Below are 14,953 nucleotides of genomic sequence, written 5' to 3' on the forward strand. Positions count from 1 at the left end.
AATCAATAATATTAATTCGACATTTAACATTTTTAATTGCCCATCCCCATTTTTCATTTATGCATTATATTGTTATAGACATTTCTCTTGATGAAAATACCTAGTTGCATAATGTGCACGATTTCTTAGACTTTGAAATATTGATTAATAATCCATGGATATTTGTTATTAGTATTCCAACTGTTGATGAGTCAGCTGTCGTTAGCTTTTGGGAATTATAAAATCGTATATAAAGGTTGAAGGAAAAACATATGAGGAAAATTAAACAGCAGTAAATTAGGCGTCTCCTAAAATAAAGAGACGCCCTCATTGTTTTGTTTATTATTTTTATATGTAATGCACAGCTCCTGCTGCCTAGTGGATGACGGACGGTCCAGAAAAATCAGCACCTTAACCAATAGTCAAGGATTTAAAAAATTTTTATACTTTAAGTTTTTAACTTTAATCAAAAGAACTTTTGAAACGTAAACTTTTGGATCTAAGTCAAGATTCCGGACACACAAAGTTAAGTTTTTGTTTTGTGGCAACCACCATTTATGGAGTGTTCCACATCCCGAGTAGCCAGTTAAAGTGAAACGAACCTTTGACAGACTACTCGGGATGTGGGCGAGAAACTCATGGAGGTTGCGCTCCAAATATGTGAAGGGGAAGGTTGCTTTTTTACCCCAAAGTGTTACGCCGTAGCTCGGCACATATCTTCGCATTCATTGGGGGTTAGAAAGCCCTAGAGCACTATGAAATCGTTTACGATTGTACCAACCTTCAATGTATTTAAATAACGCCAATCTAGCCGTTTCAAAATTTACATAGCGCAGATAAATAATGATGAAAAAGGACGTCTCCAATTTTTCGAGACGTCCTTAGCAATTTTTGAGCCATTATATAGTAGCTCTTATGTTCCCTCCTTGTCAATTTTATCCCTTTTCAAAATCAATACTATTGCGATATATATTAAAATAAATGATAGAAAATAGAATATTAAAGAGGCTGTACTTCTAATACCAATTCCAACAAATGTGGACATATTAGCAAGAAGCAAAAACGCTACCCCTACACCCCTCCCACTTTTATTATTTCGCTTATTATATAAAGTAATGCTAATTAATAGAATTATCCCTACAAGTAGCCAAAACATTGAGACGATATTGTACCAGTACATATAATCCCTCTTTTTTAAACAATATTCCCTGTTACATTTTTAATGATTCGTCATAATTATTACCACTTGCCGAACTAGGAATTACAATTGAAAATAGAATTGCAATAGTTAAGAAAAGCATTGTTAATCTCTTTAACATAATTACTACCTCCAATACTTTTTTATGATTATATAAGTACCATAGCATTTGCTATAATATTTTAAAAATCAGTTTTTTTCGAAAATTGAACAAATTTTGATAAAACTCTGAGTTTTTATCAATTATCAATTAAATTATATTATTTTATTAAATTCAAAATATAAACTTATCAAAATATCACTTAAGTCGTTTTATATATGGCGATTATAAAGTTATAGAGCTTGTATCCGTATATGAAGGTAGACGGAAAAATACATTATATGGGGAGGAATTATGCAGCTGTAAAACAGGCGTCTCCTAAAATAAAGAGACGCCATCATTGTTTTGTTTATTATTTTTATATGTAATGCACAGCTCCAGCTGCCTGGTGGATGACGGACGGTCCAGAAAGACCAACACCTGAACCAGTTGCTCAGGAAATCCAAAATCCAAATATTTCTTGTCTGCAAATATTATTTGATTTTATGTTTGCTTGTCTGTATAATAACTTTCTAGGTGCCAAACCTATGTGACTTGGACGGAACATCCTTGTCACACCAAAGAACGCCATAACAGCACGGATTTGCTGGGCGTTTTTTGTTTTATGAGCGGGAAGATGAGCCCCGCTCTTTTATTTTGCCCAAAAGTCTCCGAGCTGAGTAATTCTTCTGTTTCCCCGAGCGTTTGATTCTCTTCCCCAAATTCGAAAGGACAATGCCCCTTACATCGACACTGGTCGCTTATTTTTATTTCGCCCAAATACTAGCAAAATAATTGCTATAATAAGTAAAAGCATCGCCACTAATAAAAGGAAGCTGTAATTTACATATTCTAAATAAACGCCTCCTAAAAATGGACCTGTTAAGCTACCAATACTAAGGGCAATGCCGCAAAGCAGATTTCCTGTTGGCAGTAGCTCCTTTGGTGTTAAGTCAGCCATATAAGTAATACCTAACGAAAACATCGAACCGACTAATGTACCTGTAAAGAAAAATGCTACGGCTACTGCCATTTGTGAATGCTCCAAAAAGCTTGCAATACCAAAAAGAACAGCCCCTCCAAATGAGCCTATCATCAAGACATTGCGTCGTCCTACTTTATCCCCTATTGCTCCAAGTGGTACTTGCGTTAAAATCCCGCCAAATGTAAAGACTGATAAAATAATAGGAATCATATTCACGTCAAAACCTTTACGTAAAGCATAAACAGGGAACAATGCATTTAAAGAAGATTCTAAAAAACCATAAACAAACGGCCCTACAAATGCAATCCACCCAAATACAATAGCCATTTTATAACGATGCCAACCTCTTGCATGCAAGTCTCCCGTTAATCGCTCTGGTTTTTCATTTTGTAAAAGGAATACAAAAGCCCATGCAAATAAGCACATAACCGAGGAAACAATAAACGGTAATGCTTCTGCAATTTGTATAAGTTTCACCATTAAAGGTCCAACTGCAAATCCTGTACTAAAGGACAAGCCGTAAATGGCCATACCTTTTCCTAAGCTTTTATGATCTGAGGTGCTTGTAATCCATGTCTGTGTCGCAAAGTGTAACGCATGATCCCCTACTCCAATGAGTAGGCGGAGGGTAAACCAGAAGGTCACACTCTTCCATAAAGGAAATGCTAACAACGAAACGAAGACAATTGCACCGCCAATTAAGATAATTGGTTTGTAGCCCCATCTTCGTAATGGCTGCTCGATAAACGGTGAGATTAATAATGTTCCTATGTATAGACCTGTTGCATTCAATCCATTCAACGCGGAGGATACTCCATCACGTTCGAAAATAATCGAAATTAGTGGTAAAAGCATCCCTTGTGAAAAGCCTGATATAGATACAATTAACACTAGAATGGCAAATCTTTTTTTGCTGTAATCTGAGAAGTATGTCATCTTTTCCTCCAACATTAAGTCACTTTTCCAAATAACAGCATACCAAAAAGCCTTAGCGCTCACCACATGTGATTTTACGCTAAGGCCTAACTAACACTTATCTCCATTTAATTGTATAAACACGAATTTCGGCTTTTACATTGGCCGATTACTTGTTTAAACTCCCTCCTTTTCGAGTTAGAGTTTTTAAGATTTTTAAAATCAGCTCCTTTACTTTTTCTTAATATTAATTTAACACACAACATCAATATTGTAAATATTCTGTCTATTGTTTTTTCAAAATAATCGCTTAGTCCTAGGTGTTTACCTAAGCATTGAAATTTAGTCCCAAATCAGCTACTATGAAGGGGACGAAATGAGGTGTATGTATGTCAAATCCAATCACTGATAAAAAGCAACAAGTGAATTACTTAAGAGAGCGTCTTGAAATATTTTTAGAGGTATTAGATGCGATTGATCCTGAAACAACTGAATTAGAGGATATTGATCGATTAATTCAAATGATGGATGATTTAGAAGACAAAATGGAGCAATTTAATGCTCGTGAACAATAACTGATAAAAGCAAGTGGAAGGCTCTAATTATCCACTTGCTTTTAATTTAAGTTAATAACAATCCCAATTATATAGAACTTTACTAAAATCCTTACTTTTCAGCTCATCCTCTGAGATGAAAAAATTGCCGACCCCGACATCTCCCCACAGAATATGATCGCCTACACTGTCAATTTGAAGCAACAAAATTGTTGAATCTGTATAGTCGCCATATGCCCTTGGATCTTCCTGGGTAAAGAATGGATATCCCCCGATTTTATGACCTGTGCTATTTAATGTTTCATAAAATGAGTCTACTAAATTATCATTATCTTCTATATCAGCAAGGATCTTCGCATATAGTTTTTCACTTCTAAAGTCACTTGCTGATAGTGGTTCATAGCCTGCTTCAAAGGACAATGCCATTTCTTTTTCCACTGGAAAGTATAATTCTTCTTCTTTCGCTTCAACAAATGAAAAGTCTTGTATTAACTGTGACTCATCACTGACAATATATTCGTGAAAAACAACACGGAAGCCCACCTGATTTCGACCATTATCAAAGTCCATCCCTAGTACATCATCATATCCATCAATATAAAACTGTAAGATTCCCTCTTTAGGGAAATTTGGCAAATGCTTAGGTGCACCTGCAAAATTAATTTGTGCTAGTAATTTTAATGGTTGCCCTTCAGGACTTTTCGGATATTCCATTGACATCGGAAAATACGGATCCCCTGCAAACTTACTTTCAAATAAAGATGTTTTTCGTTCTTCGGTTTCAATAAATACAGTAGGTTGTATAGTTTCTTCTATTACTGTCCTATATTGTTCAAATGCTTCAGGTAAATTAAGTAGCTTCATAATAACCTCCTAAAGTAAATTTAATTTCATTATAGAACAAATGTTCCTGTATGACAATCTTTATTTCAAGTAACCTATAACTTTTAAAGAAGGCAGGTACATTCTTTCACTATATACGTGATTGGGTAAGTATTTATATATCAATTAGGTACATAGGAAATTTTGATCAGGTTGGCTCTATAATTGATCAGCTGCTTGGAAAATCTGATCCGGTTAGCTCCAAATGTGATCGGCTTCTTTCTAAAAGCGATCGGTTTCTCAGGAAATGCCTTCGTTTCCTACTATACTCTTCTTAAGATATTGTTTATTCCCCTGCTTCAATATCTTAATAATAGCTTAACGATAGATAATACTTGATTAACATAATTTCACATATAAATTACTTCTTTTTGAGAATAGACCTATAATTCCGACCACAATGAGTTGAACTCTTTTTTTCATTAGTTGAAAAGAGTATAATGTAACGTGGAAATAATCAAATTTTCTATGGGGGGCAATGCCAAATGAATATCCAAACTTTGGAGAAAAGTCTTTACAATTTAATTACTGAAACATCTACGAATCTACCTAAAGACGTTCGTCGTGCAATTAAGAAAGCTAAAGAAGCTGAAAATGCTGGTACTCGTGCTGCAATGAGCTTGGACACAATCTCAACTAATATTATTATGGCAGAAGATAATGTATCACCTATCTGTCAAGATACTGGTCTACCAACATTTAAAATTTATACTCCTGTTGGTGTAAACCAATTAGAAATTAAAGAAGCTATTAAAAAAGCTATTAACGATACTACTGCAGATGCAAAATTACGTCCAAATGCGGTTGATTCATTAACAGGCGCAAACAGCGGTAATAACCTTGGTGACGGTCTACCTGTTATGAAATTCGAACAATGGGAAAAAGACTACATCACAATTAAGTTAATCCTTAAAGGTGGCGGCTGTGAAAACAAAAATATTCAATACAGCCTACCATGCGAGCTTGATGGTCTTGGCCGAGCTGGTCGTGACCTAGATGGTATCCGTAAATGTATCATTCACTCAGTATACCAAGCACAAGGACAAGGCTGTTCAGCTGGTTTCATCGGTGTAGGTATCGGTGGTGACCGTTCTTCTGGTTATGACTTAGCGAAAGAACAATTATTCCGTCATGTGGAAGATACAAATCCAAATCCTGAGCTTGCTAAATTAGAAGACTATGTAGTGAAAACTGCAAACACATTTGGTATCGGTACAATGGGCTTCGGTGGTGAAGCAACATTACTTGGTTGTAAAATTGGTGTTATGCACCGTATCCCAGCTTCATTCTACGTATCAGTAGCTTATAACTGCTGGGCATACCGTCGTATGGCTGTGGACATCAATCCTCAAACTGGCGAAATTATTAACTGGCATTATCAAGAAGGCGAAAAAATTACATTTAAAGAAGATGAAGTTGCAGCAACAACAGAAGATACTACTACAAATGTAGTGGAACTTACTGCACCAATTACTGAAGAACAAATTCGTGCTCTAAAAGTTGGTGATGTTGTATCAATTACTGGTCGTATGTATACTGGCCGTGACGCAATTCACCATCACTTAATGAGTCATGATGCTCCAGTTGATCTTAATGGACAAGTTATTTATCACTGTGGCCCTGTAATGGCAAAAGACGAAGAAGGCAACTGGACAGTTAAAGCGGCTGGTCCAACTACTTCTATTCGTGAGGAGCCATATCAAGGTGACATCATGAAAAAATTCGGTATCCGTGCTGTAATCGGTAAAGGCGGTATGGGACCAAAAACACTTGCTGCATTAGAAGAACATGGTGGTGTTTACTTAAATGCAATCGGTGGTGCTGCACAATACTACGCTGACTGCATTAAAGGTGTAGATGGTGTTGATCTAATGGAATTTGGTGTTCCAGAAGCTATGTGGCACTTAAACGTTGAGAAGTTCACAGCTGTTGTAACTATGGACTCTCATGGTAACTCACTACACGCAGACGTAGATAAATCATCCCTAGAAAAACTTGCGCTTCACGCAGAAAGAGTATTTTAATAAAGAGTTACTTTGAATAGCAGAATTATTTTATAAGCTGTGGCGATAGCAGAACATTAGCCACATTGCAAAAAAGAGTTTATAACTTAATATTTTAGGCTCATCATCAAAAGTTTGGGATGACATTTACGTATGCCATGTTGATTGTAGTGGAGGCTGGGCGACTCCTTGGGGATCAGCGTCACAGATAAGCATCGGACGCCTCCAGGAAGCTTTACTCAGCGCGAAAGCGAAGCGTCCCCTGCCGGAACGGAAATCAACCCACATTTTATGATGAGACTAATTTATGCAGTAATTCCTAAAGTAAAGGCATTTTCACTGCACAAATTTGAAAAGCACAGAATATTCCTATGAATAACTGTGCTTTTTTTATGTTCAAAATTATTTCAAAAAAAGTCATAATCACCTCAATCTCAATCCTGGACTACTTTTATCCCTCTTTCTTTTAAAATTCCTTCAAATTTTTCACTTTCTTTTTCAAAATATCCTTGTTATAATAATTCTAAATTAGAAAGGAGCCAATTGAAAGCCATTTTCAATTCACTATTGTTAATATATATTGATTTACATGGTTTTTGATATTGATTTTCATTATCAGGGGGGATAAAGGTGGAATATTCTAATCGAGAAAATTTTAATCTAATTGAGAAAATTAAGGAGCATGCTGAATTAATTGCAGCTCTTATAGCAGGTTTGTTTATTTTGCTTGCATGGCGTTTAGATACTAGCGAGCAAACAACAGCTTCTATTATTTTATATATTGTTGCATTTTGCGTTGGTGGATTTGCTAAAGCTAAAGAAGGTATTGAAGAGACCATTGAAAATAAGGAGCTTAATGTTGAGCTATTAATGGTATTGGCTGCAATTGGTTCGGCAGCAATCGGTTATTGGACGGAAGGTGCTATTCTAATTTTCATCTTTGCTGTAAGTGGCGCTCTTGAAACATACGCAATGAATAAAAGTCATCGTGAAATTTCTGCACTCATGAATTTACAACCCGAAGAGGCTTGGCTTGTTCGTGGTGATTTTGAACCTATGAAAGTCGCTGTATCAACGTTGCAAATTGGTGATCGCCTATTTATTAAGCCTGGTGAACGTGTACCAGCAGATGGTGTAATCTTTAAAGGACAGTCTTCTATCGATGAATCCGCTATTAGCGGTGAGCCTCTGCCAGTAGCAAAACGTGAAGGTGACGAGGTATTTGCAGGTACAGTGAACTTAAACGGTGCCATTACGATGGAAATGACAAAACCGAATTCCGAAACACTATTCCAAAAAATTATCCAGCTTGTACAAAGTGCTCAGAGTGAAAAATCTCCTTCTCAGCAGTTTATAGAAAAATTCGAAGGTACTTACGTGAAAATTGCACTACTTACAGTTGCTATAATGATGTTTTTACCCCACTTTGTACTCGGTTGGGACTGGACAACAACTTTCTATCGAGCAATGGTACTTCTAGTAGTTGCTTCTCCATGCGCACTTGTTGCATCCATTATGCCAGCAACACTTGCAGCAATTTCAAATGGTGCAAAACACGGTGTGCTATTTAAAGGAGGCTTACATTTAGAGCATCTAGGTGCATTACGTGCACTAGCAGTAGATAAAACAGGTACTTTAACACAAGGAAAACCAATTGTTACTGATTTTATTGTTCGAGAAGGAGTAGACCGTGAAAATACAATGGCAATCCTAGCAAGTATTGAAGTACAATCGAACCACCCACTTGCTCAAGCAATTACTTCATTCGTAAGAAAAGAGGGTATCACACAATTTCCTCAAGCTACTATTGAAGATATCCCAGGTTGGGGTATTAAAGGCTACGTTAATGAAGTCGAGTATCTTGTTGGTAAACCAGACTTTGTTGGTATAGATGAGGCAAATGATTTTGCAAATGGTGTAGCAGAAAACCTTGCCTCAGAAGGAAAAAGTGTTATTTTCATTCGTGACAAAGATGGCATTGTCGCATTAGCAGCCTTAAAGGATACCGTTCGTAATGAAGCAAAAAAAGCAGTATCATTATTAAAAGAGCTAGGTATTAATGTTGTCATGTTAACAGGAGACAATGAGAAGACAGCAAAGGCCATTGCCAAGGAAGCAGGCGTGACAGAATACGTTGCTGAATGTCTCCCTGAAACAAAAGTGACTGAGATGAAACGACTTCTTTCTCAACATAAATTTGTAGGGATGGTCGGTGACGGTATTAATGATGCACCTGCATTAGCAACTGCAACTACCGGAATTGCTATGGGAGAAGGAACAGATGTGGCTTTAGAAACAGCAGATGTCGTTTTAATGAAAAATGACTTATCTAAAATTGCCTATGCAATACGCTTATCACGTAAAATGCAACGCATCGTCAAACAAAACATCTTCTTCTCAATCGGAGTTATCGTTTTATTAATTGCCTCAAACTTTTTACAAATCGTCGATTTACCTCTAGGTGTAATTGGACATGAAGGAAGCACCATTTTAGTTATTTTAAACGGCTTACGTATGCTTAATAAAAACGTCTAAAATAAACAGCCTCGTATCACAAAACGTGATAACGAGGCTGTTCTTTTTAATATTCCTAACTATTAGGTAGTGTCCCCTGCTTCAGAAGTTCTTTTTGCAATGTCTTTTTTTGCATCGTTGCATTTAAAATCCCACCAAAAATTAAAATAATTCCCGTGAAATATAGCCAAAGCATCAAAATAATAACCCCACCAATACTGCCATATGTAGCGGAATAATTTGCAAAATTACTAATATAAAAAGAGAAAGCATATGTTGCAGCTAACCAGGTTAGAGTTGAAAACAATGCCCCTGGCCAAACGCTCATTAACTTCAAGCGAGGATTTGTATTCGGAACAAATCTATATATCCCCATTAAAACGATAAAAATAAGTAGAGGTGGTATCGACCAGCGCATTCTATACCAGATTATTTCAAACTGCTCCTCAATGCCAACAATCGAAAATAAGAAATGCCCCACTTGTTGCCCAAAAACCGGTAAAAGAAGAGCAACAGCAATAACAACGACAAATGCTATGGTGAAAACAAGGGATAACCCTCGATCTAATATACTCCCCCTAGTTTCTGTATCATATGCCTTATTCAAGGCTCTAATCAATGCATTAATTCCTTTGGAAGCAGACCAAATTGTTCCAAGCACCCCGATGGATAATAAACCACTATTACGGCTTGTTAAAATTTCATTCAATGTATTTTCAATAAGCCTATATACCTCGTCCGGCATAATATTCACTAAAAAGGAATACACTTGCGTCGTCTCTATATTCAAAAACGGTAGTAATGTAACTAGAAAAATTAGTAGTGGGAAAAAAGATAGTAAAAAGAAATAAGCCAATTCCGCTGCAAGAGCTGATATTTCCACTCGCTGTAAGCGTAGTATTAAATCTTGCATAAAGCCCCTTGATGTCATCACATCTACAGCGTCTTCTTCTGGTGAGACAAATGACTTCACCACACCGACAGCTGTATGTATCGATGCTTTTTTCTTTTCCATACAAATTTCCTCCTGTATGATAACTATTCTTTATCAGATAAAGAAAAGGCTGATTTTGTGTCATTAATCATGCCTTCGATTGTGGAAGGTAATTCTTTAAATTCATCAACCTTTTCAACAATTGTGTTGACATTTTCTGTTACACTTTCACATAGCACTTTAGCGGCCAATGCTTTTTCCTCGACTAGTACTTGTAATTCCTCTCGATTGGCTGCATAATACGAGATTGCTTCTTTCATCTTTTTCGTTGTAGCTATTGTTTTCTCACGCGTTGTACGGTCAAACATGCTTAATGCAGCACCAACTGTAGCGCCAACTACGATGGATGCTAATAATTTACTTCGTCCCATGTTAAATACCTCCTGCTTGGTAAGTGTATATTCCTTTAGGATAATTAAGACTCATCACCAAAAGTTAGGGCTGTTTGATGCCCCGACACCTCCATGAAAGCGCCCAGTCGGAACGGAAATCAACCACACGTTATGGTGATGTACCATAATTAAACTGCTTACTGCCCTTATTCTACCCAATAACAGTCTATTTTTAAAGCAATGCCCAAATACAGTGTTGACATTTTTTTTATTCAATGAAATGATATTTTCGAGGATTATGAAAGGTAGGTTTAAATAATGGATTTATCAGTACCGTCAAAAGAAAACGTTATTTATATGGTTGATCAAATGAAAGACAAGCTTCGCATGGTTAATGTCGATGCGATGAAATCGGAAAATTTCGATGAAGCTAATTACGAAGACCTAGTCTATTTATACGAAATGGTCATGAAGCGCAACACATTTAGTCCGAGCGAGATGCAAGCCATCGTTGCAGAATTAGGATCTTTACGTAAATAAATAGGGTTTTGTAAAGAAAAAGCTATTAGCAATAGGGCATCAAAGCCGCTTACTAATAGCTTTTTTCTATTTTTTATTTTTCACGGCAGTACCGTCTTCAGTTACAAGTGGTTGTATTAACACTTCTACACGACGGTTTTTCGCACGACCCTCAGGCGTGTCATTCGGAGCAATAGCTCGATTTTCACCATAACCTTTAGCGCTAAAGTTCTCAGACTTTAATTTAGAATTACTATTCAATAGAACCATATAGAAATTTGAAGCACGCATTAATGATAACTCCAGGTTTGACGAAAAATTCGGTCCTACTGGAACATTATCTGTATGTCCTGTTATAACAATATTTCGGGCTGGATCGGATACTAATACACCAGCAAGCTCTTTAGCAATTGGAATATATTCTGGTTTAATCACTGCTTTCCCTGGATCAAACAGAATACTATCACGAATTGTAACAAGTAACCCCTCATCAGTCATCGCTGTTGCGAATTGACCTTCCATCTCATGAACAGCGATGAAATTATCAACACTATCTTTAATTTGAGCTAACTCCTGCTGATCTTTTAAGTAAGCTGAATTTTGCTGTGCCTGTTGTGGTGTTTGGCTACTTTCTGCATTAGGAGTTTTTACTGCTGCAGGTTGCTCTAAAAAGCCTGTGCCACCATCAAATACCTGAGTAAACACTGCTGACATTCGATCTAGCTTCTCTTGGTCTACTGAACTGGATGCAAACAGTACAATAAATAATGCTAATAACAGCGTCAAAATATCAGCGTATGGTACTAACCAAGACTCATCAACGTGTTCTTCATGCTTTTTTTTCTTAGCTTTCTTTGCCAAGGCCGCCCGCCCCGCTTTCATCCGAAATTTGACGACGTTCTTCCATTGTTAAATAAGAAGATAATTTTTGTTCGATAACACGTGGTGCCTCCCCTTCTAATACCGAAAGGATACCTTCAATCATTAAATGTTTTTGTTTTACTTCTAAAGCAGATTTACGTTTCAATTTATTAGCAAATGGATGCCATAATACGTAACCTGTAAAAATACCTAATAATGTAGCCATGAAGGCAGCTGAAATGGCGTGCCCTAATTTATCTATATCATTCATATCTGCTAATGCGGCAATTAACCCTACTACCGCACCAAGTACCCCTAACGTCGGAGCATATGTACCAGCTTGTGTGAAGATTAGCGCCCCACTTGCATGGCGTTCTTCCATCGCTTCTACTTCTTCTGTTAAGACATCACGAATATAGTCCGCATTTTGTCCATCAATTGCTAATGTAAGTCCATTTTTTAAAAATGGGTCTTCAATCTCTGAAGCTTTACTTTCAAGCGCTAATAGACCTTCACGGCGAGCTAAATCAGCCCATTGTGAAAACATCTTAATAATCTCAATATCATCTGCTAATTTTGTTTCTTTAAAAATATTTTTAAATAGCTTTGGTACTCGCTTTAACTCCTTCATTGGGAAGGCAATTGTTACTGCGGAAATAGTACCGAAGATGATGATTAGAATGGCTGCGGGGTTATAAAACGCACTTAAATTTACACCCTTTAGTACCATCCCTGTTAACAGCGCAACAAACGCTAAAATTAACCCTACTACCGACGACAAATCCATTTTTGAACCTCCAAATCTCCTATTAAACTTTATTTCGTCAACTTTTCCATATTTTAAATAAATACATAATATAGTATAAATGTATTTCACAAATTTTTCGATGTAATAATTACTTTTTATTCACTTTTCGACCATATTTGATTATATTGAATTAAGAATAATACACTAAATTGTCTTTATTTGAAATTAGTTAAGAATTTGTTATTATCCTTCGACACAAAATTACTAAAATATGCTGAACTAGCCGTAAAATCAGGAGAAAATATCCAAAAAAATCAACTCCCTCACATAAGCAGTTCGAATGATAAATTAAAACTTATTCAGATAATTATTAAAATAGCATATAAAAATGGTACAAAACAGGTTTTTGTTGAATTATCAGACGCTATACTTTTTTTGAACTCGCTACGAAAACGATCCAAAAGACTCACTTGATTTCTTCCTATCAAGGAAATTTTAAAACTCGAATGACTAGCTGAGCAAGGGACACAGCTGATTTTATCAATTATGCCTCGGCATAATTGCGTCCGGAATGAGCTATATCAAAGCTTTACACATGACTTTTTTAACTAGTTCTAGATCGAACAGTAAGAAAGAACCGATTTTCCGCAATAAAAACTGGACGTTTTAAGTATTTTATACCTACTAATATTAGTCCAGACTAGGTATGTTATGGATGTCATAAATTCTCCTTAGATTTTCCTAGTAACCTATTGTATAATTACTATAGATATTATTGTAGATTATTTTAGTAGAGAGGAGATGTCATTATGTTCATTACGACTGTACTAGGCTTTTCAGCCGTTTTATTAATCTCTTTGGGATTCTTCATCCACTACCTACAAGTTGGTTTAGATACTAAGTCTTCAGTAACTGTAGATCCAAAACCAAATGAAAAGTTTTAATCTTTCTATAAAAAACGGCTACCATAATGTAGCTGTTTTTTATTTATTCTTAATTATTTCGATTCGCTAAATAAATTACTAAACTTCTTTTTTTTTCTAAAAAATTGCGTGAATATTGTCATTATTATTTGCATATTTATAGTTTTGCTCTAAAATTATTCCTGTAAGGAAGGGAGCAATTTTTCATGACAATGTTACAAGATATTCTTAAGTTTAATGAAGATTTCGTTCAAGACAAAAAATATGAGCCTTTTATTACAACAAAGTATCCGGATAAGCGCATCGTTGTGTTATCTTGTATGGATACTCGTCTTGTAGAGCTGTTACCTAAAGCTATGAATTTACGTAATGGCGACGTAAAAATCGTTAAAAGTGCTGGGGCATTAGTTAGTCACCCTTTTGGTGCAATTATGCGTAGTTTACTTGTAGCTGTTTATGAACTACAAGCAGATGAGGTGTATGTTATTGGACATTACGACTGCGGTATGAGTGCAGTTGACCCAGAAGCAATGTTAAATAAAATGGTTGTTAGAGGAATAAACCCTGATACTATCAAAACAATAGAATATTCAGGTATTGATTTAAAAGAGTTTTTACGTGGATTTGGCGACGTAGCAACAAGTGTAAAGAAAAGCGTCGAAACAATTTGCAATCACCCGTTAATGATTAAAGATGTGCCTGTTCATGGATTAGTAATTGATCCAAATACAGGTCGCCTTGATGTAATCATAGACGGTAACGAACAATAGTAAAAAAGAAGCGCCTATCCTTCATTGTTTGAAAGATAGACGTTTCTTTTTATTGGCCCTCTAAACGTGCATACATATAATGATCCACCCATTGGCCATTAATGTACAGCAGCTTTCTCAAAAGACCTTCACGCTGAAATCCAGACTTTTCTAAGACTCGGATAGAAGCATTATTTTGTGTTGAAACATAAGCCTCTACTCGATGTAAGCCTACTTGCTCGAACGCAAATTGCACGACCATATTAACTGCTTCTGTCACGATCCCTTTTCCAACATAAATTTCATCCATCGCATAACCAACAAATGCACTGGAATATGGTAAACGTTTTACAGCATAAAGAGCAATATGTCCTATCAGGTTATTTGTACCTGGCTCAAAAATACCGAAAGTAAATTCCCTCTTTGAGTCCATTAAGTATAAGCTTTCTTGAATTTTTTTATATTGAGCATTAATTGTATAATATTCAGGTCGTTGTAACGGTTCGTATGTAGACCAAAAGTATTTATTGCGACTTACGAGATCAGTTAAACTTTGCGCATCTTTTTCATAAAATGTGCGAATGTAGCATTTTCCCCCTTGAATTGATACCACATTTTCACCCTTTTTCCTCAATAATCTCCAAATTTTAAGCACCATTTTCCCACACTAACCTTCCGATAATTGTCAATACGTTCTTTAATGCCTGAGTTCATTTTC

Annotated in this window: 14 protein-coding genes; 7 read left to right on the forward strand and 7 right to left on the reverse strand. The window is 36.1% G+C overall.

Annotated features, from left to right (window positions below):
• Nucleotides 1-1,998: 1,998 nt before the first annotated feature.
• Complete coding sequence (locus tag ACQKMV_RS17330; RefSeq protein WP_427505429.1) at nucleotides 1,999-3,177, reverse strand: MFS transporter; 1,179 nt, start codon at nucleotides 3,175-3,177, stop codon at nucleotides 1,999-2,001.
• A 368-nt stretch (nucleotides 3,178-3,545) separates the two neighbouring features.
• Here ACQKMV_RS17330 and ACQKMV_RS17335 point away from each other — a divergent pair, with 368 nt between their 5' ends.
• Nucleotides 3,546-3,731 carry an SE1561 family protein gene (locus ACQKMV_RS17335; RefSeq protein ID WP_285400331.1) on the forward strand — a complete coding sequence of 62 codons (186 nt, stop codon included), beginning with the start codon at nucleotides 3,546-3,548 and terminating at the stop codon, nucleotides 3,729-3,731.
• Nucleotides 3,732-3,782: 51 nt separating this feature from the next.
• On the opposite strand, the gene ACQKMV_RS17340 is transcribed toward ACQKMV_RS17335, so the two are convergent.
• Nucleotides 3,783-4,574 (reverse strand): YwqG family protein, encoded by a 792-nt coding sequence (locus tag ACQKMV_RS17340; RefSeq protein WP_427505431.1) that lies wholly within the window; start codon nucleotides 4,572-4,574, stop codon nucleotides 3,783-3,785.
• A gap of 503 nt (nucleotides 4,575-5,077) precedes the next feature.
• Here ACQKMV_RS17340 and ACQKMV_RS17345 point away from each other — a divergent pair.
• Together ACQKMV_RS17345 and ACQKMV_RS17350 are read left to right on the forward strand one after the other, a co-directional pair.
• The gene (locus ACQKMV_RS17345; RefSeq protein WP_427505432.1) at nucleotides 5,078-6,616 is read left to right on the forward strand and encodes a fumarate hydratase; all 1,539 of its coding nucleotides are present in this window, start codon (nucleotides 5,078-5,080) and stop codon (nucleotides 6,614-6,616) included.
• A gap of 609 nt (nucleotides 6,617-7,225) precedes the next feature.
• Nucleotides 7,226-9,130, forward strand: a complete 1,905-nt coding sequence (locus ACQKMV_RS17350) for a heavy metal translocating P-type ATPase (RefSeq protein WP_427505433.1) — start codon at nucleotides 7,226-7,228, stop codon at nucleotides 9,128-9,130.
• Nucleotides 9,131-9,185: 55 nt separating this feature from the next.
• Here ACQKMV_RS17350 and ACQKMV_RS17355 read toward each other — a convergent pair whose 3' ends face one another.
• Together ACQKMV_RS17355 and ACQKMV_RS17360 are read right to left on the reverse strand one after the other, a co-directional pair.
• Nucleotides 9,186-10,124 carry a YihY/virulence factor BrkB family protein gene (locus ACQKMV_RS17355; protein WP_427505434.1) on the reverse strand — a complete coding sequence of 313 codons (939 nt, stop codon included), beginning with the start codon at nucleotides 10,122-10,124 and terminating at the stop codon, nucleotides 9,186-9,188.
• Between the two features lie 23 nt (nucleotides 10,125-10,147).
• A complete protein-coding gene (locus tag ACQKMV_RS17360; RefSeq protein ID WP_427505435.1) occupies nucleotides 10,148-10,474 on the reverse strand; it encodes a YtxH domain-containing protein in 327 nt (108 codons plus the stop codon).
• A 279-nt stretch (nucleotides 10,475-10,753) separates the two neighbouring features.
• Here ACQKMV_RS17360 and ACQKMV_RS17365 point away from each other — a divergent pair, with 279 nt between their 5' ends.
• Nucleotides 10,754-10,975 carry a DUF1128 domain-containing protein gene (locus ACQKMV_RS17365; RefSeq protein ID WP_068986647.1) on the forward strand — a complete coding sequence of 74 codons (222 nt, stop codon included), beginning with the start codon at nucleotides 10,754-10,756 and terminating at the stop codon, nucleotides 10,973-10,975.
• A gap of 66 nt (nucleotides 10,976-11,041) precedes the next feature.
• Here the strand turns inward: ACQKMV_RS17365 and motB are convergent, their stop codons facing one another.
• Together motB and motA are read right to left on the reverse strand one after the other, a co-directional pair.
• Entirely contained in the window at nucleotides 11,042-11,815 is a 774-nt protein-coding gene (motB, locus tag ACQKMV_RS17370) for a flagellar motor protein MotB (protein WP_427505437.1), read from the reverse strand.
• Nucleotides 11,799-12,602: a flagellar motor stator protein MotA gene (gene motA, locus ACQKMV_RS17375; protein WP_427505438.1), complete on the reverse strand. Its 804-nt coding sequence runs from the start codon at nucleotides 12,600-12,602 to the stop codon at nucleotides 11,799-11,801. Before motA ends, motB begins: the two co-directional genes overlap by 17 nt.
• Nucleotides 12,603-12,800: 198 nt before the next feature.
• On the opposite strand from motA, the gene ACQKMV_RS17380 reads away from it, so the two are divergent.
• The 3 genes from ACQKMV_RS17380 to ACQKMV_RS17390 all read left to right on the forward strand — a co-directional run bounded on the left by ACQKMV_RS17380 (nucleotide 12,801) and on the right by ACQKMV_RS17390 (nucleotide 14,256).
• The gene (locus tag ACQKMV_RS17380; RefSeq protein WP_427505525.1) at nucleotides 12,801-13,037 is read left to right on the forward strand and encodes an aminopeptidase; all 237 of its coding nucleotides are present in this window, start codon (nucleotides 12,801-12,803) and stop codon (nucleotides 13,035-13,037) included.
• A 335-nt stretch (nucleotides 13,038-13,372) separates the two neighbouring features.
• Nucleotides 13,373-13,507: a hypothetical protein gene (locus ACQKMV_RS17385; RefSeq protein ID WP_283164800.1), complete on the forward strand. Its 135-nt coding sequence runs from the start codon at nucleotides 13,373-13,375 to the stop codon at nucleotides 13,505-13,507.
• A gap of 185 nt (nucleotides 13,508-13,692) precedes the next feature.
• Nucleotides 13,693-14,256, forward strand: coding sequence for a beta-class carbonic anhydrase (locus tag ACQKMV_RS17390; RefSeq protein WP_427505439.1), 564 nt, complete (start codon nucleotides 13,693-13,695; stop codon nucleotides 14,254-14,256).
• Between the two features lie 49 nt (nucleotides 14,257-14,305).
• On the opposite strand, the gene ACQKMV_RS17395 is transcribed toward ACQKMV_RS17390, so the two are convergent.
• Nucleotides 14,306-14,893, reverse strand: coding sequence for a GNAT family N-acetyltransferase (locus ACQKMV_RS17395; RefSeq protein ID WP_427426723.1), 588 nt, complete (start codon nucleotides 14,891-14,893; stop codon nucleotides 14,306-14,308).
• Nucleotides 14,894-14,953: the final 60 nt, after the last annotated feature.

Origin of the sequence: Lysinibacillus sp. NPDC094403 (assembly GCF_050278745.1) — a bacterium.
GTDB lineage: Bacteria > Bacillota > Bacilli > Bacillales_A > Planococcaceae > Lysinibacillus.

What these genes read in the sequence shown, in the direction of transcription:
- ACQKMV_RS17330 (WP_427505429.1), bottom strand. Translation starts at nt 3,177, where the DNA reads ATGACATACTTCTCAGATTACAGCAAAAAAAGATTTGCCATTCTAGTG.
- ACQKMV_RS17335 (WP_285400331.1), top strand. Translation starts at nt 3,546, where the DNA reads ATGTCAAATCCAATCACTGATAAAAAGCAACAAGTGAATTACTTAAGA.
- ACQKMV_RS17340 (WP_427505431.1), bottom strand. Translation starts at nt 4,574, where the DNA reads ATGAAGCTACTTAATTTACCTGAAGCATTTGAACAATATAGGACAGTA.
- ACQKMV_RS17345 (WP_427505432.1), top strand. Translation starts at nt 5,078, where the DNA reads ATGAATATCCAAACTTTGGAGAAAAGTCTTTACAATTTAATTACTGAA.
- ACQKMV_RS17355 (WP_427505434.1), bottom strand. Translation starts at nt 10,124, where the DNA reads ATGGAAAAGAAAAAAGCATCGATACATACAGCTGTCGGTGTGGTGAAG.
- ACQKMV_RS17360 (WP_427505435.1), bottom strand. Translation starts at nt 10,474, where the DNA reads ATGGGACGAAGTAAATTATTAGCATCCATCGTAGTTGGCGCTACAGTT.
- ACQKMV_RS17365 (WP_068986647.1), top strand. Translation starts at nt 10,754, where the DNA reads ATGGATTTATCAGTACCGTCAAAAGAAAACGTTATTTATATGGTTGAT.
- motA (WP_427505438.1), bottom strand. Translation starts at nt 12,602, where the DNA reads ATGGATTTGTCGTCGGTAGTAGGGTTAATTTTAGCGTTTGTTGCGCTG.
- ACQKMV_RS17385 (WP_283164800.1), top strand. Translation starts at nt 13,373, where the DNA reads ATGTTCATTACGACTGTACTAGGCTTTTCAGCCGTTTTATTAATCTCT.
- ACQKMV_RS17390 (WP_427505439.1), top strand. Translation starts at nt 13,693, where the DNA reads ATGACAATGTTACAAGATATTCTTAAGTTTAATGAAGATTTCGTTCAA.
- ACQKMV_RS17395 (WP_427426723.1), bottom strand. Translation starts at nt 14,893, where the DNA reads ATGGTGCTTAAAATTTGGAGATTATTGAGGAAAAAGGGTGAAAATGTG.